This is a genomic window from Flavobacterium sp. H4147 (assembly GCF_029360735.1).
Taxonomy (GTDB): domain Bacteria; phylum Bacteroidota; class Bacteroidia; order Flavobacteriales; family Flavobacteriaceae; genus Flavobacterium; species Flavobacterium endoglycinae.
Map to the genome: position 1 here is coordinate 580734 of NZ_JARKNB010000003.1, position 24481 is coordinate 605214.

The 24481-nt window shown below is 33.2% G+C and carries 22 protein-coding genes; 15 read left to right on the plus strand and 7 right to left on the minus strand.

The annotated features are described in order from the left end of the window. Positions 1 to 11: 11 nt before the first annotated feature. Positions 12 to 2396 (minus strand): TonB-dependent receptor, encoded by a 2385-nt coding sequence (locus P2W75_RS16470; protein WP_276381328.1) that lies wholly within the window; start codon positions 2394 to 2396, stop codon positions 12 to 14. Positions 2397 to 2503: 107 nt separating this feature from the next. On the opposite strand from P2W75_RS16470, the gene P2W75_RS16475 reads away from it, so the two are divergent. From P2W75_RS16475 to P2W75_RS16500, 6 genes are all read left to right on the plus strand, one after another. Continuing rightward, positions 2504 to 3529, plus strand: coding sequence for an AraC family transcriptional regulator (locus P2W75_RS16475; protein WP_276381329.1), 1026 nt, complete (start codon positions 2504 to 2506; stop codon positions 3527 to 3529). 401 nt (positions 3530 to 3930) lie between these two features. Next, positions 3931 to 4245, plus strand: coding sequence for a hypothetical protein (locus tag P2W75_RS16480; RefSeq protein ID WP_207295768.1), 315 nt, complete (start codon positions 3931 to 3933; stop codon positions 4243 to 4245). A 21-nt stretch (positions 4246 to 4266) separates the two neighbouring features. Beyond that, positions 4267 to 4833: a 2'-5' RNA ligase family protein gene (locus P2W75_RS16485; protein ID WP_276381330.1), complete on the plus strand. Its 567-nt coding sequence runs from the start codon at positions 4267 to 4269 to the stop codon at positions 4831 to 4833. Between the two features lie 279 nt (positions 4834 to 5112). Continuing rightward, on the plus strand, positions 5113 to 6036 hold the full coding sequence (locus tag P2W75_RS16490; protein ID WP_276381331.1) for an AraC family transcriptional regulator: 924 nt from the start codon (positions 5113 to 5115) through the stop codon (positions 6034 to 6036). 324 nt (positions 6037 to 6360) lie between these two features. Then, positions 6361 to 7083 (plus strand): SDR family oxidoreductase, encoded by a 723-nt coding sequence (locus P2W75_RS16495; protein ID WP_276381332.1) that lies wholly within the window; start codon positions 6361 to 6363, stop codon positions 7081 to 7083. Positions 7084 to 7180: 97 nt separating this feature from the next. Beyond that, positions 7181 to 7945 carry an SDR family oxidoreductase gene (locus P2W75_RS16500; RefSeq protein ID WP_276381333.1) on the plus strand — a complete coding sequence of 255 codons (765 nt, stop codon included), beginning with the start codon at positions 7181 to 7183 and terminating at the stop codon, positions 7943 to 7945. Positions 7946 to 8114: 169 nt separating this feature from the next. Here the strand turns inward: P2W75_RS16500 and P2W75_RS16505 are convergent, their stop codons facing one another. From P2W75_RS16505 to P2W75_RS16520, 4 genes are all read right to left on the minus strand, one after another. Continuing rightward, positions 8115 to 8591: a hypothetical protein gene (locus P2W75_RS16505; RefSeq protein ID WP_276381334.1), complete on the minus strand. Its 477-nt coding sequence runs from the start codon at positions 8589 to 8591 to the stop codon at positions 8115 to 8117. A gap of 90 nt (positions 8592 to 8681) precedes the next feature. Then, positions 8682 to 9140, minus strand: coding sequence for a hypothetical protein (locus tag P2W75_RS16510; RefSeq protein ID WP_276381335.1), 459 nt, complete (start codon positions 9138 to 9140; stop codon positions 8682 to 8684). Between the two features lie 91 nt (positions 9141 to 9231). Then, positions 9232 to 9933 carry a LytTR family DNA-binding domain-containing protein gene (locus tag P2W75_RS16515; RefSeq protein WP_207295761.1) on the minus strand — a complete coding sequence of 234 codons (702 nt, stop codon included), beginning with the start codon at positions 9931 to 9933 and terminating at the stop codon, positions 9232 to 9234. Next, positions 9920 to 10966 (minus strand): sensor histidine kinase, encoded by a 1047-nt coding sequence (locus tag P2W75_RS16520; protein WP_207295760.1) that lies wholly within the window; start codon positions 10964 to 10966, stop codon positions 9920 to 9922. The genes P2W75_RS16515 and P2W75_RS16520 overlap by 14 nt, the downstream gene beginning before the upstream one ends. A 162-nt stretch (positions 10967 to 11128) precedes the next feature. Between P2W75_RS16520 and P2W75_RS16525 the strand changes: the two genes are divergently transcribed. From P2W75_RS16525 to P2W75_RS16545, 5 genes are all read left to right on the plus strand, one after another. Then, positions 11129 to 12514, plus strand: coding sequence for a TolC family protein (locus P2W75_RS16525; protein ID WP_276381336.1), 1386 nt, complete (start codon positions 11129 to 11131; stop codon positions 12512 to 12514). Between the two features lie 12 nt (positions 12515 to 12526). After that, positions 12527 to 15817: an efflux RND transporter permease subunit gene (locus P2W75_RS16530; protein ID WP_276381337.1), complete on the plus strand. Its 3291-nt coding sequence runs from the start codon at positions 12527 to 12529 to the stop codon at positions 15815 to 15817. Positions 15818 to 16053: 236 nt separating this feature from the next. Next, the gene (locus tag P2W75_RS16535; RefSeq protein ID WP_276381338.1) at positions 16054 to 17139 is read left to right on the plus strand and encodes an efflux RND transporter periplasmic adaptor subunit; all 1086 of its coding nucleotides are present in this window, start codon (positions 16054 to 16056) and stop codon (positions 17137 to 17139) included. A gap of 206 nt (positions 17140 to 17345) precedes the next feature. Next, the gene (locus P2W75_RS16540) at positions 17346 to 18167 is read left to right on the plus strand and encodes a hypothetical protein (RefSeq protein WP_276381339.1); all 822 of its coding nucleotides are present in this window, start codon (positions 17346 to 17348) and stop codon (positions 18165 to 18167) included. Between the two features lie 103 nt (positions 18168 to 18270). Beyond that, on the plus strand, positions 18271 to 19335 hold the full coding sequence (locus P2W75_RS16545; RefSeq protein WP_276381340.1) for a GTP pyrophosphokinase family protein: 1065 nt from the start codon (positions 18271 to 18273) through the stop codon (positions 19333 to 19335). Positions 19336 to 19488: 153 nt separating this feature from the next. Here the strand turns inward: P2W75_RS16545 and P2W75_RS16550 are convergent, their stop codons facing one another. Next, on the minus strand, positions 19489 to 19722 hold the full coding sequence (locus P2W75_RS16550) for a hypothetical protein (protein WP_276381341.1): 234 nt from the start codon (positions 19720 to 19722) through the stop codon (positions 19489 to 19491). Between the two features lie 392 nt (positions 19723 to 20114). Between P2W75_RS16550 and P2W75_RS16555 the strand changes: the two genes are divergently transcribed. After that, positions 20115 to 20432 (plus strand): GIY-YIG nuclease family protein, encoded by a 318-nt coding sequence (locus tag P2W75_RS16555; RefSeq protein ID WP_207295753.1) that lies wholly within the window; start codon positions 20115 to 20117, stop codon positions 20430 to 20432. A gap of 156 nt (positions 20433 to 20588) precedes the next feature. Beyond that, entirely contained in the window at positions 20589 to 21005 is a 417-nt protein-coding gene (locus tag P2W75_RS16560; protein WP_276381342.1) for a hypothetical protein, read from the plus strand. Positions 21006 to 21085: 80 nt separating this feature from the next. Here P2W75_RS16560 and P2W75_RS16565 read toward each other — a convergent pair whose 3' ends face one another. Then, positions 21086 to 21634, minus strand: coding sequence for a type 1 glutamine amidotransferase domain-containing protein (locus tag P2W75_RS16565; RefSeq protein WP_276381343.1), 549 nt, complete (start codon positions 21632 to 21634; stop codon positions 21086 to 21088). Positions 21635 to 22362: 728 nt separating this feature from the next. Here P2W75_RS16565 and P2W75_RS16570 point away from each other — a divergent pair. Together P2W75_RS16570 and P2W75_RS16575 are read left to right on the plus strand one after the other, a co-directional pair. After that, the gene (locus P2W75_RS16570) at positions 22363 to 23034 is read left to right on the plus strand and encodes a response regulator transcription factor (RefSeq protein ID WP_207295750.1); all 672 of its coding nucleotides are present in this window, start codon (positions 22363 to 22365) and stop codon (positions 23032 to 23034) included. 2 nt (positions 23035 to 23036) lie between these two features. Beyond that, entirely contained in the window at positions 23037 to 24392 is a 1356-nt protein-coding gene (locus P2W75_RS16575; protein ID WP_276381344.1) for a HAMP domain-containing sensor histidine kinase, read from the plus strand. Positions 24393 to 24481 lie beyond the last annotated feature (89 nt).

The following is a 24481-nucleotide window of genomic DNA, read 5'->3' on the forward strand; positions in this document are numbered from 1 at the left end:
TTATTAAAAATTTATTTTGATTTCGTAAAGAAGTATCTCAATTTTATATAGAAAGCACGACTTGGTTTCTGCAATGAAAAGTTGTCGTATAACTTATTATCTAATAAGTTTTTGCATTCAAGAGCAATATTATATTTACCATCTGCAAATGTGTAAACCGCGTTTAGATCATGATTAAATTGTTCTGGAATATCCAATTTACTAGCTCCTTGGCTTGGCCAATAGAGATAATAAGCGTGCACATACAACAAATTGTAACCAACTGATAAATTGTTTCCTTTTTTAAATACATCGTTAAAGAAAACTGTTGCATCGGCATTTCCATATAAAAAAGGAATATTCGGCATTCTGTCTTTATAATAATATGAGACATAATTCTGCTCTGGTTCATATTTGGTCATATTACGTAAGTTTTGATACGTCATATTTAAACCTGCAGTAAATCTGCTTTTATACGAATACCTGATTTCACCATCAAGACCGTAATTGTTTACACTATCCTGATTCAGCGTAACTGTTTTATTTTGATTATTATTAAAAGTGGTTCTGATAAAATCTGAAGCATCACGATACATAAAATTCAAATCAAAAGCCAAAGCATTTACAGTATTAAAACTGGTTTGATAACTTACACCCGCATTTATATTATTACTCGTTTCCGGGTTAAGGCTTACATTTCCTTCTACATTATCATTTGGATTTCCAAAAAGTTCCGTTGGAGTTGGAAGTCGGAATGTTTTTTCAAAAGAAGCTTTTAATTGTAAATTTGGTCTTAAATAGTAACTGGTTGCACCTCCGTATCCTTGCAAAGATTGATCTTCATTATACTTTTGATAGGCAATATCTCCTGCATTTCCAGATGGATTATAACTTCTGGTATATTCTCGCATCAGATAATAATTTTTAATAAAAAGTGAAGTGCTCCATTTTTCATTATAATCGAATTTATAACCTAAGGCAGTTATATTATTTTGTGATTTTTGAGGCTGTTGGTAAACTAAAGACTGTGGATAAAGTTCATCACTGCTTTTACGATCAAAAGTATTGAAGGTATTATTCAGCATAAAAGAATGTCTTTCGCCCAAACTATACGTAATATTGGCTATAGCAATACCATTGTTGTTACGAAGTTTCTGCAGCGTACGACTGCTTTCTGCACCTGCACCTTCATATTGTTTGTAATCGCCAAACCAGTTGTATTTTCTATAAACGGTGTCGACTGTCTGTTCTTCTCCAAGATTAAAATTTCCAGAAATATTTACATTCAAACCTTTGGTAAACAAATCTTTTACCTGATATTTAACCGTGGGCATGATTATATTTCCTCGTGTATATCGATCACCAAACACAGTTACCATTCTTGCACCCGTTTGAATATCAGCTTTATTTTCGCCAACCGTAATTCCAAATAATAATTTATCGGCGTATTTTTTTCCTGTAACACCAATGTTTACAATAGCTGTTTCATTTCGATATTTATCATGAAATCGTCTCACGCGGGCATTCGGAAAATATTTTCCTGTATTTAAATCCGCTGTTTCAACGTTTACCCAATAATTATTATCGGAGTAATTTTGAAAAAGATTGACTTCTGTCGTAAATCCGCTTTTGGCGGTATATCCTGCATTTACAGCCGAACGATGCGTATTAAAAGACCCGAAAGAATAGGAAGCATCTACATAGGTTCTGGGTTTGCTATTCGTTACAATATTTACGGCACCACCAAGTGCATCACCTCCAAGCCAAACTGGAACCACACCTTTGTAAACTTCTACACGATCTGCAAGATTGATTGGAATATTATTCATTTGGAAAGAAGAACCGAAATTATCCATAGGAACTCCATCAATAAAAACTTTAATCTGATTTCCCGAAAAACCATTTATCGCAAGTTCCGATTTTGATCCCACACCTCCTGATTCACGAACACGAACTCCCGAAACGCGATCAAGGGCATGTGCAAGATCTAAAGTCGAATTATGCAGCTTTTTAGCGTCGATGGCTGTAACATTATACGCTTGTTTATTTACTTTGTCGGTTGCAGAACGTCCTAAAACCGTAACGCTTTGCAGTTCGTTTAATTCGTTTTCTAACTGAAACGATGCGTTTACATCTTTTGATGAAACTTCAATATTTTTTTTAAGGTTTGAAAAACCAACCGCTGTAATTTTTAAAGTGTACTTTCCAGGCTTCAAATTCTTAAAAATGAACTTTCCATTTTCATCTGAAATCATACTTAAGTCAGTTTTTTCTACCATAACTGTAGCATACGGAATTATTTGACCCGATTTTTCAGAAACTTGTCCACTTACTGTGAAACCTTGATTTTGCTGGGCTTTTACAAAGAACGAAAAGGCGAAAAATAAAATAAAAAATAAAATTTTATGAGCTGACATATATTTAATTAGACTAATTATAAATAAATTTGACACAAAAGTACCATCAACTCACTCAAAAAAGTTAGGGAAAAACGGATTATTATTTTGTAAAAACGGATTATATTTTGAGAATCAAATCGACACTTTCAGCCTACGAAAAACCTATTATCAATATTGAAATAAACGATCATTATGATCCTAAAAGCGCTTTAAAAGAAGAAAATATTAACCTTACCGAATCAGATGAAGTTAAAATTCGTATTCTAAAAACTGACGGAATGGCTCTAATTGATACTCAAATGTACTTTTCGAAACCGCAGATAGAGGAATTCGAAATAAATAAAGAATGTGTCGTGATGGATTTTGTAAGCTGCAATAACATTGAAACCAACATCGATGAACTTGAAACCGAAAAGTATTTAAAAGAAAATACACATAATATTTTTTACTCGACAAAATTTAGAGCCACTTATAAAATTCCTGCTTTTGAACAAGTCAATTATTTAATTATCATTTTCTCTAAAGAATTCTATTACAACATTATAAATGAAGATTGGAAGCTTCATGAAAAATTTTCAAAAAATATTCTATTTAAAAAATCCAGTTTTTTAACTTCTAAATACATTCCGTTTACACCTTCAATTCAATGGATTATATCTGAAATAAAAAACTGCAGCCGAAAAGGAGCATTAAAAAAAATGTATATCGAAACCAAAATCAGAGAACTTCTTATTCATCAGCTCGAGGCGATTATAATGCAGTCTAAAAAGAAAGAAATTGTCGATGAAGATGAATACAACAAACTGCAGGAGGCCAAACTAATTCTCGAGAAAGATTATGTGCACGCCCCTACTCTTACCGAACTTTCAAGAATGATTTCTTTAAACGAATTTAAACTAAAAAAAGGATTTAAAAGTTGTTTTGGAACTACTGTCAAGAGCTATATCATTAAACTTCGCATGGAATATGCCAAAGAATTATTCAAAGATAAAATGGCAACGGTAAGTGAAGTAGCGTACAAATGCGGGTATAAAGATGTTTCACATTTTTCGGCGGCTTTTAAAAATTATTATGGATCATCTCCGCAGAAATTCAAGATCAACTGGGAAATTATACATTTATGGATTACGGGAATGCTTGTTTTTGGATAAAAAAAGGGTTTTTAGAAATAGTTAAAAAACCAGACCTAAAAACCCGTAAAGGTTAGACATTTTGTATAAGTTGCAAATTATACAAAGATCCCCACAATCTATATGTCAAACTTTATTAATTAAAAAAATTGTTTCTTCTAAAAAAACAGTAAAACAAAGAAACGTTTTGGAAAACAAGCGAAAAAGGTAAATGATCTCCCGTTTCCTAAATACAAATCTAAAATCTGTTTTTGACATTTCTTTACGGTTTCCCACATTTTGCCAAAATTTTTCTGATTTTTTTTCTTGAAATTTTATTTTCTTGTCCTACATTAAGTTACGGAGTCAAACTTAACTTCTAAATTTGTACAAAACAGAAAACTCAAAATTTTAATATTCATATAAACTTAGAATCTTAAAAAATGGAAATGTTACAATTCTTACTACTTGGAAAAAACGAGGAAATATTAGCGATTCTATTACGCCTCGTCAATGCTTATGACGAATGGAACGCGGTCGCTTTCAGCAACGAAAAAGAAGCTCAGGAATATTTTTTGAACCATAAAATTGATGTTGTTCTTTTAAGCTCAGCCATTGAAGATCAGGTTGAAAAAGAATTTACTTCTTTCTGCTTAAAACAACAGCCCAATGTAGAGGTAATCGAACATTTTGGCGGAGGAAGCGGTTTACTAAAATCTGAAATCCTGCACAGATTGCATTTAAAAGGAAAGCTTTAAATTTGTTTTAAAAGCTTAAAAATGGAAAAAACCTATTCTGTAGTATTCTATTCGAAACCAGTTGTGGATACTGTCAAAGAAATGAAAGATCTTTTGAAAAGTAAAGTTCATAAAAATTGGTACAACAGCTGCAATTCTGAAGCACATATTACGATTTGTGAATTTACAATTGAGGAATCTCAACTTGATTCTATTAAGAAAAAGCTAATTAAAATCTGCGACACCTTTACGCCTTCTCAAGTATATTTAGATCATTTTGGTTCTTACGACAATGCCGGAGCTTTTTTTATTGCTCCAAACGAAGAATCAAAAAACAATCTAAAGCCTATAATGAAAAAGATTCACGAAATTCTGAAATCTTTAAAACTCAAAAAAAGCGACGATCCGCATATGTCAATCGGACGACGATTAACTCCAGAAAATCTTAAAATCGCATCACAGCTTTTCACTACGATTAATATTAATTTTCTATGCAACGAAATTGTTTTAAGAGAATTTGATCCTATTAAAAAACAGTTTTTTGTAATTGATTCAATTGAATTTGGAAATAATCCTGAACCTGAATTTGTGCAGGGAAGTTTGTTTTGATTTTTTTTAACCGCAAAGACGCAAGAGTAACGCAAAGTTTGCAAAGATTTAGTAGATTTTTTTATCATTTCGGAATGAGAAATGACAAAAAATACGAATAAAAAAACTTAGCGACTTCGCGTCTTTGCGAGCCAATCCACATCAATAAAAACTTTTGCGTACTTCGCGTAATTCTTAGCGAACTTTGCGGTTAAACCCAACTTGAAACCTGAAACCTGAAACAAACAAAAACCATTCTTCATTTTTTTCGTATATTTGAATTTTACAATTCACTACACTATGAAATCTTTAGATTCATTTTACAAAGACATCACCGAAGGCTCAACTGTTGAACCCAATTCTCTTCTTCCAAATGACATTCAGAAAGAGATTGGACATTTCAATGTTTTTGACATAAAAGAACTTTTAGAACGTCTTAAAGACAAACCTGGAATGCCTTACGACCGAAGAGCCTATTATAAAATAAGTTTGATTCGAGGCCACAACAAAGCAGAATATGCTGATAAAGTAATCGAAATCGAAAAACAGGGATTGTTATTTGCAACGCCGAAAATTCCGTATAACTATCTGCCTCAAGACACTAATCAAGGCGGACAGTTCTGCGTTTTTACCAGTGAATTTTTGTCTAAAAATAAAAGCGGAATCGATCTGGATGAACTTCCTATTTTTGCTTCAGACGGATATCCAATTTTTCAATTATCTGATGAAGAAGTAGAAGAAGTTGCTTTGATTTTCAAGAAAATACAAAAAGAAATCAACTCCGATTATATTTATAAGTATGATTTAATCCGAAATTACGTTGCGGAGTTAATCCACTTCGGACAGAAATTACAGCCTATAACCGCTTTATACTCAAAGCACAATTCAGCTGCGAGAGTTTCTTCTTTATTTGCTGAATTATTAGAAAGACAATTTCCAATTGAATCGCCGCGTCAGCGTTTAGAATTAAGAACCGCAAAAGATTTCGCTGAACGATTATCAGTGCATGTTAATCATTTAAATAAGGTTTTAAAGGAAAATACCGGCAAAACCACCACCGAATTAATTAGTTCACGTTTAACAAACGAAGCCAAAATATTATTGAAGCAGACCGACTGGAACATTTCTGAAATCGCCTATTCTCTTGGTTTTGAAGAACTAGCGCATTTCTCGAACTTCTTTAAAAAACAAACCTCGTATACGCCACTTGCTTTCCGTTCATAATTTTAAGATTGTAGATTTTAGATTGTAGATTTTAGATTGATTTTTATTAGAGAACTCACGCAAAGCTTGTCTTCCTGAGCGAAGTCGAAGGATCGCATGCTAGATCATACAGTGCGTGTCCTTCAACTTCGCTCAGTAAAACATAAAATGAGAAATTGCAATTTGGGATTTTACTATTACTTTTTTTTGAATTTGTAATTTGGAATTTGATTTTTACAATTTGAATTGATGTGATTTGAATTTCGCAAACATCGGTTTGATATTTACAATTCGCCAGCACTGCTTCGTCTCTAACTTTGTATATCAAATTAAAAGATCGAAAAAATGGATTTATCAAACAACAAAATTTTAATAACAGGCGGTGCAAGCGGTATCGGACTTGGACTTGCGGAACGATTTATTCAGGAAAACAATACGGTAATTATCTGCGGAAGAAGAGCTTCTCTTTTAGATGAAGTAAAAGCAAAATTCCCTTCAATTATCACAAAAGCATGCGATTTGTCTGTAGAAGCAGAACGCGTTGCACTTTATGAATGGATTAAAGAAAATCATCCTGATTTAAATGTATTAGTAAACAATGCTGGAATTCAAAACTGGATGACAATAACAGATGCTGATTTTTATGAAAACATGAAAAATGAGCTTACTACTAATATTGAAGCTCCTTTGCATTTAACTTCATTATTTATTCAGCTGCCATCACTTAAAACGGTAATGAATACCACTTCTGGCTTAGCATTTTCTCCTTTTGCAAAAGTTCCGGTTTATTCGGCTACAAAAGCATTTTTCCGTTCGTTTACGCTTTCGCTGCGTCATTTATTAAAAGAAAAAAACATTGAAGTAGTTGAAATTATCCCGCCGGCTTTAAACACTGATTTAGGTGGAATAGGACTTCATGATGCACATCCAAGTGTAAGCAGTTTTATCGAAGCTATTTTCGAACAATTGAAAGAAGGAAAACAAGAACTGACTTTCGGAACAAGCGAAACTAGATTAAATGCAAGCGCAGAAGATTTAAGAAATCATTTTAATGCAATGCATAATTAATTATAAATGGTGAATTATTAATTATTAATTATTATTAATTAAAAATTAAACATTTGACCATTCACAATTCACAATTAAAAATTAAAAAATTAAAAATATGGCAGTAAATACAAAAATAGCTCTGGTTACTGGAGGGAGCAGAGGTTTAGGAAAAAATATGGCAATTGCAATTGCAAAAAAAGGACTTGATGTAATTATTACATACAATAGTCAAAAAGATGAAGCTGACGCTGTAGTTTCAGAAATTGAAAGTCTTGGTCAAAAAGCAGCTTCGATACAATTGAATGTTGGAAATTCAGGAACTTTTGATACTTTTTTCGAAGAAGTAAAAGCAGTTTTAAAAAATACTTTTAAAGCAGATAAATTCGATTTCATAGTAAACAACGCTGGAATCGGGATTCATAATTCATTTGAAGGAACTACAGAAGAAGAATTCGATCTATTGACAAACATTCAGTTTAAAGGACCCTTTTTCTTAACGCAGAAAGCATTAAGCGTTATGAACGACGGCGGCGGAATTGTAAATATCTCAACAGGTTTGGCTAGATTTTCTACTCCAGGTTATGTTGCTTATGCTTCTATGAAAGGTGCTATAGAAACTTTAACAAAATATCAGGCAAAAGAATTAGGAGCACGCGGCATTAAAGCAAATGTGGTGGCACCTGGCGCAATCGAGACAGATTTTGGAGGTGGTGTAGTTCGCGATAATGAGCAATTAAACAAAATGTTGGCATCGATTACAGCTTTAGGCCGTGTGGGTCTTCCTGACGATATTGGCGGTGTAGTTGCCTTTTTATGTACAGAAGATGCAAAATGGGTAAACGCTCAAAGAATCGAAGTTTCCGGTGGAATGAATTTATAAAAATCCAAATTTTAAAATCCAAATTCCAAATTGGAATAATTACACCTAACAACTTTAGAAATGTGTGTTAGTTTAACTTTAGCTTGAACTGAAACTAAAAACAAAACCCGATAAGCTTAAAAACTTATCGGGTTTGTCGTTTTAAATATAATTGAATTAGTAAGTATTCTTAATTAATTTGAACTCTATTAATATAGTTCCCTTCTGTATCAAAGATGACTTTATAATTTTTCATCTCTTTTCTTACCGTAACTTCATAAACTAATGTTTTCAGCGCATCAGTTACAAAAAAGACATTTCTTGCCGCAGTTTCAATTTTTGATTTTGCTTTTATTGGATAATTTTTATTTAAATAAAGAATAGCATTGTTTGGTAATTTAACTGCTGAAATCTGTTCTTTAAAAAATTTGAAATTTCCTTTTTGATCAAATTGTGCATATCCTTTTTTTTGCGCATCTGTATCAAATTTGGCTTCAAATCTAACATCGTCATCTTTGTTGCCGTATTCAATTGACCAAACAGCTGTTTTTTTAGGATATTTTTTTTCAAAAGCCGATCTTACTTTTTCAGGCGGTACTATAATTCCTGCCTGACTCATCATAAAACTACTGCATACTAAAAGTGTAAATAAAAGAACGTTTTTCATGGTTATGTTTTAATTAGTAAACCACAAAAATATGTAATAAAAATATTACTTTACAAGTGTTAGTTTTAATTTTAAGAAAAATCAAATTTCTTAATCCTTCTCAATGCTAACATCAAAACCACCATTTTTATCAAAAACTACATCATAGAATTTGGAGTTTTTTTCGACTCCTACTTCGTAAGTAGTTTGGTTTTTATCATCTACTACCACTGCAATTTCTTTTATGGCTTTTGCTGCATAGTTTTTCTTTAAATAACTCTGTGCCTTAGCTGGCAACTGACTTAATGGAATCTGAAGTTCGTATGCTTTTAAAACTCCCAGATTATCATAAACTGCCAATGCTTTTGTATTCTTATCGGTGTTGTATTTCGCCTCGTACCGAATTTCATCATCATCATCTCCTACATATTTCAATGACCAGACAGGAACCTTTCCTTGGTATTCTTTCTCAAACTTCATCTTCACTATTTCAGGTGGTGTAACCTCTGTATTTTGCCCAATTAAAAAGCTGGTATACAATAGAACTACTGCTAAAAATACGTTTTTCATGATTTGACTATTAAATTAAACAACCAAAAAACATCGTAATAAAATTATTACTTTTAAAATAATTTCCAAATAAATTTTGATAAAAATAATATTACTTTTTTAGTCTATCGGTTAATTCCCTCTTGTAGGTTATTCCAATAGGTAATTTTTCATTTTTAATGACCACAAAATCTTTTTCCGTGGCTTCAATTTTATCCAAAGCTACGATGTACGATTTATGAATACGCATAAAATTCTTCTCTGGAAGACATTTTTCAAGTTCGGTTGTGGTGATCGATGCGAGATAAGTTCGTTTTGTAGTATGCAGTTTTACGTAGTTTCCAAAACTCTGTGCAAACAAAAGCTGATTAAGTTCAATTTCAATAAAATAACCATCTACTTTTACGCTTACTGTATTCACAACAATTTCTTCTTCTTCGCGGCTCTTCACCTGTTCTGTAGAGAAAAAACGATCAATTGCTTTTAAAAACCTCGGGAAATAAATAGGTTTCAGCAGATAATCGATCACGCCATAATCATAACTTTCGAGAGCAAATTCAGAATATGCCGTAGTCAAAATTGTTTTGGGATGCGTTGGAAGAATTTTAAGCAATTCCATCCCCGAAATCTCTGGCATATTAATATCGAGAAACATTAAATCGACTGGATTTTCTCGAAGATAATTCATTGCCTCAATGCCGTTATAGCCCTGAAAAACCAATTCTAACTGCGGATTCTGTTTTATATAATTGGCTAAAACATAATGCGCAGCAGGTTCATCGTCTACAATGATGCATTTCTTAGGATCTTTCATTGGCAAATCTTTTCAATTGCAATTTCAAATCGACAATATAAGTATTTTTATTATCCTGAATATCCAGATTATAATTCTTTCCAAAAATCAAATTCAGTCTTTCAATCGTGTTTTTCAAACCAATTTTAGTCGAAACCACATCTGTTTTCTTCGGAATTGAATTCACCACATGAAGGTGAAGAAGACCATCTTCTACCGTTATAAAAATCTGGACAAAACATTTTTCAATAGCGCAGGTTCCGTGTTTAAAAGCATTTTCAATAAAAGCAATTAAAAGCATCGGCGAAATCTTATATGAATTTTCGTTGTCTACTCTATAATCGAATGTAATATCACAGCGATATCCAACACGTTCTTTTTCAAGCTGTACATAACTGTTAATGAATTCTAATTCATCTTCTAAAGATACACATTGTTTGCTGTTACTTTCTAATTGATAACGCATTAACTGCGAAACTTTCATAATTAAATCCGGCGTTCTATCAGGAAATTCAAGACTTATTCCGTATAGTGTATTAAAGGTATTGAATAAAAAGTGCGGGTTCAATTGTCCCTTCAAAGAATTCAACTGCATTTGATTGAACAGTAATGCTTCTTCGGTACGTTTTCTGTGAATTCTGTAAAATTTAAAAACAATTATCGGACTCAGAATACAAACCAAAGTTCCTAAAACGCTCGCCAGCTGGTACAAATAACTCCGTTGATGTGAGTTTTGGTAAAAATATAGATTTTTAAACATATCCAGCATGGTAATCTCATATAAAACTATCGAGAAAACAAGAACACCAAAAAGCGTTAAAAGAAGGTACGTAAAAGGACGGCGGGTTTTAAATAATATAGGAAAAAGGAAGAAACGATTAAACTGGGCGTGCATGTAAAGAATGCAGTAAAAGAAAATCCCCATTAACACAGATGTTAAGGAACTAAATAACATCCAGTCGTTTTTCAAGGTATATATGGTAAAGGAAAACGCGACGACGGCAATTTCCTGCCACCATTTGTTATCCAATATGTTATCGAATTTTATGCTCATTTTTAAAACTTAAATAGAGTACAAAGTACGGACAAATATTTAATTATTTTTTCCAATAAATGACCAATTCAATTGGTCATTTATTAGTGCAGTACATCACTAAACCTGACTTTAATCAGCATAAGAGAAATAAATTTGTCGCATAATTTCACACTTGAGTTTATGTACTTCAAAAAAATTACCATTTTATTTTTCTTGATTTTTGCCTCAGCCAGTTATTCTCAAACCCTGTCTTTAAAAGAAGCAATAAAAACCGGGCTTGAGAATTACGGTTCTATCAAAGCAAAAAACAATTACACCAATGCATCAAAGGAGACTTTAAAACAGTCTCGCCGTGATTACCTGCCAAATCTTAATTTATCGGCGCAACAGGATTACGGAACTGTAAACGGACAAAACGGGCCATTGTATGGTTTTGGAGGTCTCGGAGTTGCTTCTTCCGGGTTACCGCTTCCAGAACAAAACTGGAATTCGGCTTTTGGCGCGCTTTACTTAGTCAATATGAACTGGGATTTTTTCACTTTTGGAAAAACGAAAGAAAAAATCAATTTATCTAAAATTGATGTTCAGGCTAAAGAAAAAGATTTACAACAGGAAAAATTTCAGCAGGAAATCAAAATTTCGGCTGCTTATTTAAACTTGTTAGCCAGCCAAAGATTACTGATTTCACAGCAAAAGAACTTAGATCGCGCAGAAGTTTTCAAAAAGACTGCTGCTGCGAGAGTTAAAAACGGATTATTGGCAGGAGTCGATTCTACTTTGGCAACTGCAGAAGTTTCTAAAGCTAAAATTGCTTTAAATCTTGCTAAAAACTTCGTTAAGGAGCAAAACAACAAATTAGTCGATTTAATGGGAGTTGCGCCTCAGGATTTTGTTGCTGATACTCTTTTTGTAACGCAGATTCCGAAAGAATTGGTAACAAAAGAAACTGCAACAGACAGTCTTCACCCTTTATTACAATTGTATAAAACCCGAATCGATTACAGCAACCAGCAGGTTAAATTGTATAAGAGATTTTATTATCCAACGATGACTGCTTTTGGAGTTTTACAAACCAGAGCTTCAGGATTTGATTCGTCGTATGCAACCAATCAAAATGCTTTTACGAGAAATTATTGGGATGGCGTAAATCCAGATCGTACCAATTACTTAATTGGAGTTGGAATTACGTGGAATTTAACCACACCATTTCGTTCAAGCAAACAAGTAAGCGCTCAGAAATTTGTTTCTCAAGCCATTCAGGAAGAATACAATCAGGCAGACAGAGAATTGAAATCACAGCTGAATTTTGCCGAAGATAAAATCAAAATCACTTTGGAAAATTATGCTGAAGCGCCCATTCAGGTAGAAGCTGCTAAAAAAGCATATCTTCAAAAATCAACTTTATACAAAAACGGTTTAACTGATTTAACTGATTTAACACAAACCATGTATGTTTTAAATCGTGCTGAAATCGATCGCGATATTGTCAATAATAATGTGTGGCAGTCGTACTTATTGAAAGTCGCTGCAACAGGAAATTTTGACTTATTTATAAATGAATTTTAATTATAAATCCTAATGAATTTAATACGTTTTGCACTCCGCAAACCCATTTCCATTTTAGTATTGGTTGCGGGTCTATTTTTCTTCGGAATTGGTGCCATCAAAGACATTAAGGTAGATATTTTACCAAAAATGAATTTGCCGGTTATCTATATCGCGCACCCGTTTGGAGGTTATACGCCAGACCAGATGGAAGCTTATTTTGCAAAAAACTACATAAACGTTTTACCTTTCTCGAATGGTATAAAATCAGTAGAAAGTAAAAATATTCAGGGGTTAATGATTATGAAATTAACCTATTATGAAGGAACCAACATGGCTCAGGCTGCAGCCGAATTAAGTGCGCTTTCAAATAGAATCCAAGCGGTTTTCCCTCCAGGAACACAGCCACCGTTTATCATTCGTTTTGATGCTTCTTCACTTCCAATCGGACAATTGGTTTTGAGCAGTAAAATCAGATCCAACAACGAATTACAGGATTTAGCCAACGTGTATGTTCGTGCTTCCTTTACCTCAATTCCAGGTTTATTGTCTCCAGCACCATTTGGAGGAAGTCCAAGAACAATTGAGGTGAACGTAGATCCAGATTTATTGCGTTCGCACAATATGACGCCGGATCAGATTGTTGAAGCCATTCGTTTGAACAACCAGACCGCGCCATCAGGAAACGTGCGTATGGGCGACAAAAACTATATTACGCCAACGAACAACACTATTAAAGAAGTTAAAGATTTTGAACAGATTCCGTTATTCAAAGGCGGCGTTCAAAACTTAAAATTAGGTGATGTGGCAACGGTAAAAGACGGTGCCGATATCACTGCAGGTTACGCTTTAGTAAACGGAAAACGTTCGGTTTACATCAGTATCGCAAAAGCGGGAGACGCTTCGACTTGGGATGTTGTTCAGAAATTAAAATCGGAATTGCCTAAAATTCAGAGTACACTTCCTGAAGATGTAAAATTATCTTACGAATTTGACCAGTCGGTTTATGTAATCAACTCCGTAAAAAGTTTGATTACAGAAGGAATCATTGGTGCAGTCTTAACGGGATTAATGGTATTGTTATTCTTAGGTGACCGCCGTGCAGCATTAATCGTAATTATGACGATTCCGATTTCGATTATTTCTGGGGTTTTATTTCTGAAATTATTCGGACAAACAATCAACTTAATGTCTTTATCAGGACTGGCTCTTGCGATTGGTATTTTGGTGGACGAAAGTACCGTAACCATCGAAAATATTCACCAGCATCTCGACATGGGAAAACCAAAAGCACTCGCCATTTGGGATGCCTGTCAGGAAATCGCATTACCTAAATTATTGATCTTACTTTGTATTCTAGCCGTGTTTGCACCAGCATTTACCATGGTTGGTATTCCTGGAGCATTGTTCCTGCCTCTGGCTTTAGCAATTGGTTTCTCAATGGTGATTTCGTTCTTATTATCTCAGACTTTTGTACCTGTAATGGCCAACTGGATGATGAAAGGACACGACAAACACGAACACACTCCAGAAATTACAGACGATGAAGCTGAATTTAACGCCTGCGGATTAACCCCGGAATCTGAACAAGATTTAATTGGCCAGAAAAAGGACATGGTTGAAAGAGAAGATTTCAACAATGATGGAAAAGTATCTGGTTTCGAAAAATTCAGAAATCGTTTCATGCGACTTTTAGATCGTTTGTTTGTTCATAAAAAAGCAACGACTATTATTTATTTAACAGGTTCGATAATTCTAGCTGTTTTGTTTATTAGTTTTATTGGAAAAGATGTTTTCCCGAGAACCAATTCAAGTCAGTTCCAGTTGAGAATGCGTGCTGCTGACGGAACTCGTTTGGAAAGAACCGAAGAACAAGCCAGAGTCGTTTTAAAAGAATTGGAAAAAATGGTTGGAAAAGAGCATATCGGAATTTCTTCTGTATATGTCGGGCAACACCCTTCTCTATTCTCGATTAACCCGATTTATTTATTCATGGCGGGTTCTCACGAAGCGGTTTTCCAAGTGAGTTTGAAAGACTATGAGGCAGATATGGATGAATTTAAAGATGAGTTTAGAGCAAGAATTAAAAAAGTACTGCCAGATACCAAACTTTCTTTTGAGCCAATCGAATTAACGGATAAAGTGTTAAGCCAAGGTTCTCCTACTCCAATCGAGATTCGAGTTGCTGGAAAAGACAAAAAGAAAAATGAATTATACGCTACGCAGATTGTAGACAAATTAAAAGCGATATCCTATTTTAGAGACGTACAAATTGGTCAGCCAATTCACTATCCAGCAATGAATATTGATATCGACAGAACGCGTGCTGCCGAATTAGGAGTGGATATGAATGATATTTCTCGTTCGCTGGTTGCATCTACCTCATCTTCTCGTTATACGGAAAAAAATAACTGGGTTGATGAAAAAGCAGGATTATCGTATTCTGTTCAGGTTCAAGTACCTTTAAACAAAATGAAAAGCAAAACCGATATTGGTGAAATTCCAGTATTGAAAAACTCACTTCGTCCCGTTTTAAGCGACGTTGCAAAAATTACACCGGGCTTTGTAAGTGGTGAAAATGACAATTTAGGGGCCATGCCATACATTACCGTTACTGCCAACATCTACCAAACCGATTTAGGTACGGCATCAAAAGATGTAAGCAAAACCATTAGTTCGCTTGGCGAGTTGCCTCGTGGTTTGTTTATCACACCAATTGGACTAAGTACTGTATTGACAGAAACATTAAGCAGTTTACAAACAGGATTATTGGTTGCCGTTTTCGTAATCTTCTTAATGTTGGCCGCTAATTTCCAATCGTTCAAAGTTTCGTTAGTAATCTTAACGACAGTTCCTGCCGTAGTTTTAGGATCATTATTAATGCTGACTTTAACAGGTTCAACGCTGAACTTACAATCATACATGGGAATCATTATGTCGGTTGGGGTTTCTATTGCCAACGCCGTACTTTTGGTAACCAATGCCGAGCAGTTGCGCAAAAAAAATGGAAATGCCATAGAATCGGCTCGTGAAGCGGCTGCGCTGCGTCTTCGTCCAATTATCATGACTTCGGTTGCGATGATTATGGGTATGCTGCCAATGGCAATCGGACACGGCGAAGGAGGCGATCAAGTTTCTCCGTTAGGAAGAGCGGTTATCGGTGGATTATTATTTTCTACTTTTGCCGTATTATTGATCTTGCCGCAGATATTTGCATGGGCACAAGAAAAAACAACGACACAATCAGTTTCTTTAGATCCTGAAGACGAAGAAAGCATCCATTACATTGCATCAATAAGTAAGTCTAAAGTTGGAAAGTCGTAAAGTCATAAAGTTAGAAAGTCGAAAGTCATAACTTGTTGAGTGTAATTTTTTTTTAACACATAGAAACATAGATTTTTGTTTTAAATAAAAAGATAAAAGAAAAAACTAGTTTTCACACATAGCTATGTTTGTTTAAAAAAGTGAAACGCCTTTATTCGTAAAGAAGAGCTATGATTCTATGGGTTAAAATAATTAATCCAAAAGCTTAAAACATATTCATTATATAAAACCAAAAAATGAAAAATAATATAAAATCAATCGCATTATTATTTACAGCGTTAGTTGTATTAAGCAGCTGCGAAAAGAAAAAAGAAGAAACTGCGAAAGCAGAAATCGAACCTAAAGTGGAAACTTTCCTTTTATCGAAAGAAAAACTAACAACTGAATTACGTTTACCAGCTGAATTAACCGGTTTTCAACAAGTTGATTTGTATGCAAAAGTGAGCAGTTTCGTAAAAACTTTAAAAGTGGATATTGGTTCTAAAGTAAAAAAAGGACAGCTTTTAATTGTTTTAGAAGCACCAGAAATCAGTTCGCAATTGGCTGCTGCCGAATCTAGATTGAAATCTATGGAAGCCATTTACGCAACTAGCAAAAGCACCTATAACCGTTTGTACGAAACCAGCAAAGTAGAAGGAACGATTTCTAAAAACGATTTAGAAATGGCAAGCGGAAAAAAGAATTCTGATTACGCACAATATCAAGCTGCCATTGCGGCTCATAAAGAAATCTCGATCATGAGAGGATATTTAGAAATCCGTGCTCCTTTTGACGGCGTTGTAGCCGCTAGAAATGTCAATTTAGGAACATTTGTTGGCCCGCAAGGAAAAGGTTCAGATTTGCCTTTGTTAACGATTCAAGAGCAATCTAAATTACGTTTGGCGGTTTCTGTTCCAGAATTGTACACGGGATATTTGCATGCAGGAGACGAAATGAGTTTTAATGTAAAATCATTGCCAGAAACTTTTACAGCTAAAATTACCAGAATGTCGGGAGCTTTAGATTTAAAACTACGTTCTGAAAGAGTTGAAATGGATGTTCACAACACCAAAGGAAATTTATTACCTGGAATGGTTGCCGAAGTTTTGTTACCACTTAACGCGAAAGACAGCACATTTGTAGTACCAAAATCGGCAGTGGTGAATTCTGCTGAAGGTTTATATGTGGTAAAAGTAGTAAACCACAAAGCCACAAGAGTTGACATTAAAAAAGGAAGAGAAATCGACGATAAAATCGAAATTTTTGGTGACTTGAACCCGCAAGATAAACTGGTAAAAATCGCCAGCGAAGAAACTAAGGAAGGCGATGTCATAAACGAATAACCTGCGTTTAGTCTTCTTTTTAGTAGATTACCAATTACTGTACGCATTCTTCGGAGTGCAAATCTAAAATTTGCCTTAGGACAGTTCCTCTTTTGGAGAGAACTGTCCTTTTTTTGCTTTAATAATTTCAGGTAAAAATACGTGGTTACTGGGATTTGTAAATTGATATTTTTGACGAAGTACTAACATCAGAAAAACATTAAATAATGGAAAAGAAAGATTTTAAGAAAACTAATTGGAAGACAACAGATAAAAGATTTGTTGCTTTTTTAGATATACTAGGTTTTAAAGATAAAATAATGAGAAATACTCATAGTGAAATTTACGATGAATTGAGTAAATTATCGAAAGTTAAATCTCATTTAGAAAAAGTTGCATCAAAAACTAATGAGTCTCCTATATATCAGGACGCTGATATATATATTGTTAGTTTTTCTGATTCGATTGTAATATTTTCAAAAAACGACGACTACGAAAATTTTGAATTTTTTTTAATTTCATTAAGATATTTCTTTTCGAATGCAATTGCTAATAAAATAGCCATAAAAGGAGGGATGGCGTATGGTGAAATAAGTTTAAATAAGCAAGAACAGATTTATTTTGGCCAACCAATAATTGATGCATATTTACTTGAAGAAGATGTTAATTATTTTGGTGTCGTAGCTCATAATTCCATCGATAAATATATAAATGATAATAATTCTAAAATATTATCATCCAAAATAATTGAACAGATTCTTTTTAAAGGTAAAACACCTTTAAAATGTGGCAAAATTCATCATACAAATTTAGACTGGTTTGCTATGTCTTTAAATCCCAATAAAATCGATAAAAAAACAGAAGAGGAAAGAAAAAAAGAAACAGAAGAACAAAGAAAAGAACGAAAGCATACAGAGGTAATGGATGAATTAGAAAAATTTAATTTATCAGTTTCAGGTTCTGCACGAAGATACGTAGATAATACGATTGAGCTTTTTTTAGATTTAACTTCAAAGGACTTAATAAATTTAAAGGAAGTTAAATTATAATCTCATTAATTCTATAACATAACCGCTTTTGCGAGTAAATTTAGTAACAAAAAGCTTGTTTAAATTCGTACGATTCTAACAATAATTTGAAAATTAAAATTTGATGTCAGATATAACAAAACTCTTAGAAGAATATGATTCCAACTATATTCTAAATAAAGCTTTTGAATCAAAAATGCAACATTTGCTATCTGATTTAATACAAAGTAAAAATTTAAATGTACATAACATTTCAAGCCGTTTAAAAGAGCGGTATAGCCTAGAAAAGAAAATTTCTGCAAAAAATAAATATACTGACATTAACCAAATTACAGACATGATTGGTGTCAGAATAATAACTTTTTTTGAAGATGAAGTCGATATAATAGCAGATTTAATAAAAGATGAATTTGAAATTGATCCTGAAAATTCAATCGATAAAAGAGTTGTGGAATACGATAAATTTGGATATTCTTCGCTTCATTATGTTGTTAGTCTTAATGAAAATCGATATAATTTATTAGAATATAAAAATTTTAAGAATTTAAAATTTGAAATTCAAATTAGATCTATTCTTCAACATGCATGGGCAGAAATTGAACATGATATAGGATATAAAAGTAAAAACAGTATTCCAAACGTCGTTAAAAGAAATTTTTCACGAGTAGCAGCTTTATTAGAAACATCAGATTTAGAATTTTCAAAACTCAGAAATCGATTACTACAATATGAAAATGAAATAGATCAGGCTATTATTGAAAATCCTGCAAATGTTGAATTAAATATTATATCATTGGAATCTTTTTTAGAAAGCAGTCCAACTATTATAGATATTGATAGAAAAATTAGTGAGGGAACTGGAATTGAACTTAGAGAAGAAAATTTGGATACTGATAATATTGAGAAACTGCAATACTTAAAGATTGAAAATATACAAAAATTGTCAAAACTAGTTAATGAGAAAAAAGATCTAATAGCTTCGTTTGCTGTTAAGTTTTTGAATGATCACTATGACAAAGGTGGGTGGTTCGATCGAGGTATTTCATTGTTTTATTTATGCTACATCATTTTACTCGAAGATGAAGATGATAAAAAACTAGAACTGTATCTAGAAACGTTTTTCAAAAAATCAACGGTTCCTACTTTAAAAAATCAAATTCTAACATCATACAAAGAACTTAAATCATAAGTTACTTTTCATTGAAAACAATCTAATTTATAAAAATAAATATCATTAATTTTTATATTTTCTACGCTAACTCGAGCATTTCGAGCATACAATAGAATTGGAAACAAAAAACCTCGATCTTAAAAAAATCGAGGTTTTTCCATTTTATAAACCTTACTCCTCACTCAAATAAGGATTCAAAATCTCCGCCAATTCATTGACCCAATAATAATTTTCTTCAAAATTTGTTAGTCCAATTTGGAGGGTTTCGTGTTGTCGCATTACGGCGAGCGCTAAAATGCAGTTTACTTGTCTTAATATTTTAGCCATATCTTCTGGATCGATAATATGGTTAAAAAAATCAATCAGCCTTGTTTCGGCTTCTTTGGAAAGGGTGTTTGTACTCATAATGTCGTAGTATTAGGAATATAAAAACCCTTGTATCTAAGTGTTCCTAACGCCTACGACAGCGCTTTACGGTCGTTTCCGATACCGCACACATCATACAAGGGCAAATTTCTTTAGCCGTAAAGTCGTAATTATAGGAACTACAAATATAGGAAAATTCTTTATTTTACATTCTTTTTCTTACAACTACTTTATGTTCTTTAACAAATATACTAAATCTATATTTTGGTAAGTGTTTATCGCATTTTTGTCATTTCGACGGAGGAGAAATCACACTAGAAACTCCGCAAAGAATGTCGCCAATCTTTGTCGATCAACGAGTGTGATTTCTCCCTTTGGTCGAAATGACAAACTAGATTTAAAATATGTATATTCGTACAAAAAAAACAAAAATGCTAAATCCTCAACTTGGCTATCATACTTATTACGTCTACATTATAACAAATGAACATCGCACTTCTTTTTATATCGGAGTTACTAATAACTTAAGAAAAAGACTTGCACAGCATAAAGAAAATATAGATTTAAATATTAGCAGTTTTGCAGCAAAATATAATATTCAGTTTTTAGTTTATTATGAAAAATTCACATGGATACAAGAAGCAATCGCACGAGAAAAAGAATTGAAGAAATGGCGAAGAGATAAAAAGATTGAGTTGATAAGAGGTTTTAATGAAACTTTTGAATTTCTTAATTTTCATTTTGAATGAGTTTTTTTCAATTCTTTGTCGATTAACACGTGTGATTTCTCGTTCCTCTAAATGACAAAATTGTGGAAAAAACGCAATATAAATTCCTATTTACTTTAAAAATTACAAATCATAATTGAAAATGAATACTTTTGAAAAAGCTATTAAATATTTCAAATGATAAGAATAGAATTCGAGGAACCAATTGTAGAAATTTGTGAATGCTGTAATAATGAAACCATTAAACTAACTCGATTTGTTTATAAGGATGAAAATGCATTTGCTATTTATTATTTAAAATTCACAAAAGGTCATGATTATAAATATGCTCTCGGAATAATCAGCATTGGTGATTGGGGAACGGACGAAGAACCTAAAAATAGATTTTCTTTTCCGTTCAGAATTTGGCTTAACGATAATAACGAATACCAAATAGGTTTAATGGACAAAGAAGAATCTCCTTGGCAGAATGCAATACTTGGAAAAATCTTAGATAGAAAAGATGCACTACAACACCCTTGGATAAAAGAAGTATTTCATATAACAGATCATATCGTTTTTGAGGATGAGAAATTAATTGAATATTTTGATTAATCAATTTTATAAAACAAAAAAAATGCAAGACCAAAATTGATCTTGCATTTTTGCAAAGTGATAAATCTAAAAGAGTCTTTTTAGACTCTCTGACGCTCGTGTATTCCTTCTTTAATTTCTTCCACCATTTTTTTATTAAAAGCAGGCAAATCATTAGGATTTCGGCTGGTTACTAATCCATTGTCTACAACAACTTCTGAGTCTTCCCATTGTGCTCCAGCGTTTTTCAAATCGTTTTTAACAGAGAAAAACGAAGTTACTTTTCGACCTTCCAAAACATCGGCATCTACCAGAATTTGAGGTCCGTGGCAAATTGCCGCTACTGGCTTTTTACTTTCAAAAAACGAACGTACAAAATTTACTGCTGCTTCTTCTCTTCTTAATGAATCTGGATTTATAACTCCACCCGGCAGAACCAAAGCATCGTAATCGGCTTCATTTGCCTGATCTAAAACTACGTCAACATTATATTCGCTGCTCCAATTTCCGTCTTTCCAAGCTTTGATCGTTCCCGATTTCAAACTAACGATATCGGCATTCCAACCTTGCTCTTCCAAATAAGCTTTTGGAGATGCTAATTCTGATTCTTCAAAACCGTTTGTGGCTAATATGGCTATATTCTTTTTCATGATTTTAATTTTTTTAAACGTTATTAATTTTGATTTACCTAAAATTAGCTATTTCTAACAGCCAGTGAAAACAGACGATGTTAAAGCTTTCTTTAATAAAAGTTAATTAATTGAATAGCAGTTTTTTATTAAAAATTAAACGAGAATTATGTAAGATTGAGGTGGGTTGGGATTATTATTTTATAGCAAGAAAATCCAAGAAAAAGTCCAGCGGGACGAAATATTTATAGAAAAAAATCTTCCCATTTCAAAAGAGCCCCAGCGTGGTGAAATCTTATCTACAATATGTCGCTCCGCTGGAGCTTTTGGTACAGCGCATTTTATGAATCTATAAATATTTCATTCCTCCGGAATTTTTAATTGTTGAAATATATTTTGGTAATATGTATCGTTCCTACGGAACTAATTTTTTATATCCATTATTTTCTCAACGGATTAAATCCGTTGCTACAATATTTTTCATTCCTAACGGAATTTTTAAAGAGCCATAGACTCGGTTTATTTTGCAGCCCGGGATTTAATCCCGGGTTAGAAAATCTCAAATAAAAAGAGCCATAGGATCGAATCATTTAATCTGCAATAATTCAAAAGACATAAGAAAAACCTTCAATTACTTACCTGAACTTATATGGTTCAAAAAATAAATGCTATTTTTGTTACTCTTTCAAAAGCGTCTTGTGATTAAAAACACCCCATTTTAATCAAAAATCAATAATACTTTACCATTTATGAATGTTTTACTCATTGAAGATGATAAACGCATCAGCGAATTTATTATAAAAGGTTTAGAAGAAAACAACTTTACCGTGCATCTTGCCGAAACGGGCGAAATGGCGCGTGACCTTGTTCAGGAAAACACTTGGGATATTATCCTGATGGATATTATGCTTCCGGGAATCGATGGTATTCAGCTGACGAAATTAATGCGTTTTAAAAAGATTCATACTCCTATTTTAATGCTCAGCGCCTTGAGTAATACCGATGATAAAGTTACCGCACTAGATTCTGGTGCCGATGATTATCTTGTAAAGCCTTTTCATTTTAAAGAACTGATTTCGAGAGTAAATGCGCTTACGCGAAGAACAAAATTCAATTACAACGAACCCGAAACTTTATACACCTGCGGAACTTTAACGATCAATCCGGACGAGCATAAAGTCACCGAAAATAACGAACTGATCGATCTTTCGCCAAGAGAATACAAACTGCTTTTGTATTTATTGGAAAACCGAAATAAAGTCATGTCTCGAACTCAGATTCTAACAGCGGTTTGGGGAATTAATTACGACAATAACACTAATGTGGTCGATGTGTATATTTCGTATCTAAGAAATAAAATCGAACACAATCACAAGTTCATTCACACCATAAAAGGAATCGGTTACATGCTAAAAGAATAAATATGAAAATCCGTAATCGCTTTACTTTAATTTCTTCTTTGACATTCAGCGTTGTGTTTGTCATTGCATCGCTGATCACGTATTTTTCTTTCTACAGTTATTCCGAAAAAATCGTGTATAACGAATTGCAGAAAACCTGTTTACTGACAGGTATTTTCTATTTAGAAAAAGACGAACTTCCAGAAAACCAGCATTTAATTATCGGACAGCAATTCCGCGAAAATTCACTTGAAATCGTAACTCGCGTTTACAATAAAGAGAACCAGATTGTCTACGGAGATAAAACTTTAGACAACAATATCAATAAAACCCGGCTGGATTACATTAGAAAAAACAGAAAACTAAGTTTTAAATCCAAACATCATTTTTATTTCGGAAGTTATTACCATGACAATCAAGGAGATTTTGTGGTTTTCGTTAAAAAAAATGACACCGATTTCAAAACCATGACCGATAGATTATTAATCATCATGATTTTGGTTTTAATTTCGGGTTTGGTCAGCATTTATTTGGTCAGCCGAGTACTTTCTAATTTGGCTTACAGTCCGATCAAAAATATTATCAATCAGGTTAATGAGATTCAGGCTTCGTCGTTAGACAAACAAATTGTTTCTCCGAATACCAAAGACGATGTTCAGGAATTGATCGAAACGTACAATAATTTGCTGAAACGTCTTTCGGATACTTTTATCATTCAGAAAAACTTCATCAATTATGTTTCGCATGAGTTCAAAACGCCATTAACTGCCATTTCTGGAAACCTTGAAGTTTTTGCCCAAAAAGACAGAACCAGCGCCGAGTATAAAGAAATGTCTCAGAAAGTGTTGGAAAACGTTTATCAAATCGAAGACACGATGAATACTTTAATGATGCTTTCGGGTCTTCGCGAGAATATGGAACTCAACGAAATTTTTAGAGTCGACGAATTGGTTTGGGACATCAACGATCAATTGTCGGCTAGTTATCATTTAAAAGGGCAAATCCAAATTGCATTAGAAGTTGGCAATGACAAACTGCTTTCGATACAAGGAAATTCAAACGAAATCAAAATTGCATTATTTAATATCATCGAAAATGCCGTTAAATATTCAGATGGAAATCCAATAAAAATCAGTTTATTAGAACAAAATCAGCAGTTAAAAATTGTGGTTGAAGATCAAGGAAAAGGCATCAGCGAAGACGATCTTCAATTCATCAAACAAACCTTTTACAGAGGTAAAAATGTGAGCGACATTAAAGGAAGCGGCATTGGTTTAACTTTAGCCAATGTAATTTTCAAACAAAATAATATCGAGTTTACCATTACATCCAAAAAAGGCGCTGGAACCACAGTAACACTGGTTTTCCCGAAACTCTAATCGTTTTCTAATCTAACTCTTACTGGTTTCTAACAGACATCAAATTAGGACTTAATATGCAGCAAATAGCTTTGCAACTTATTAAATCT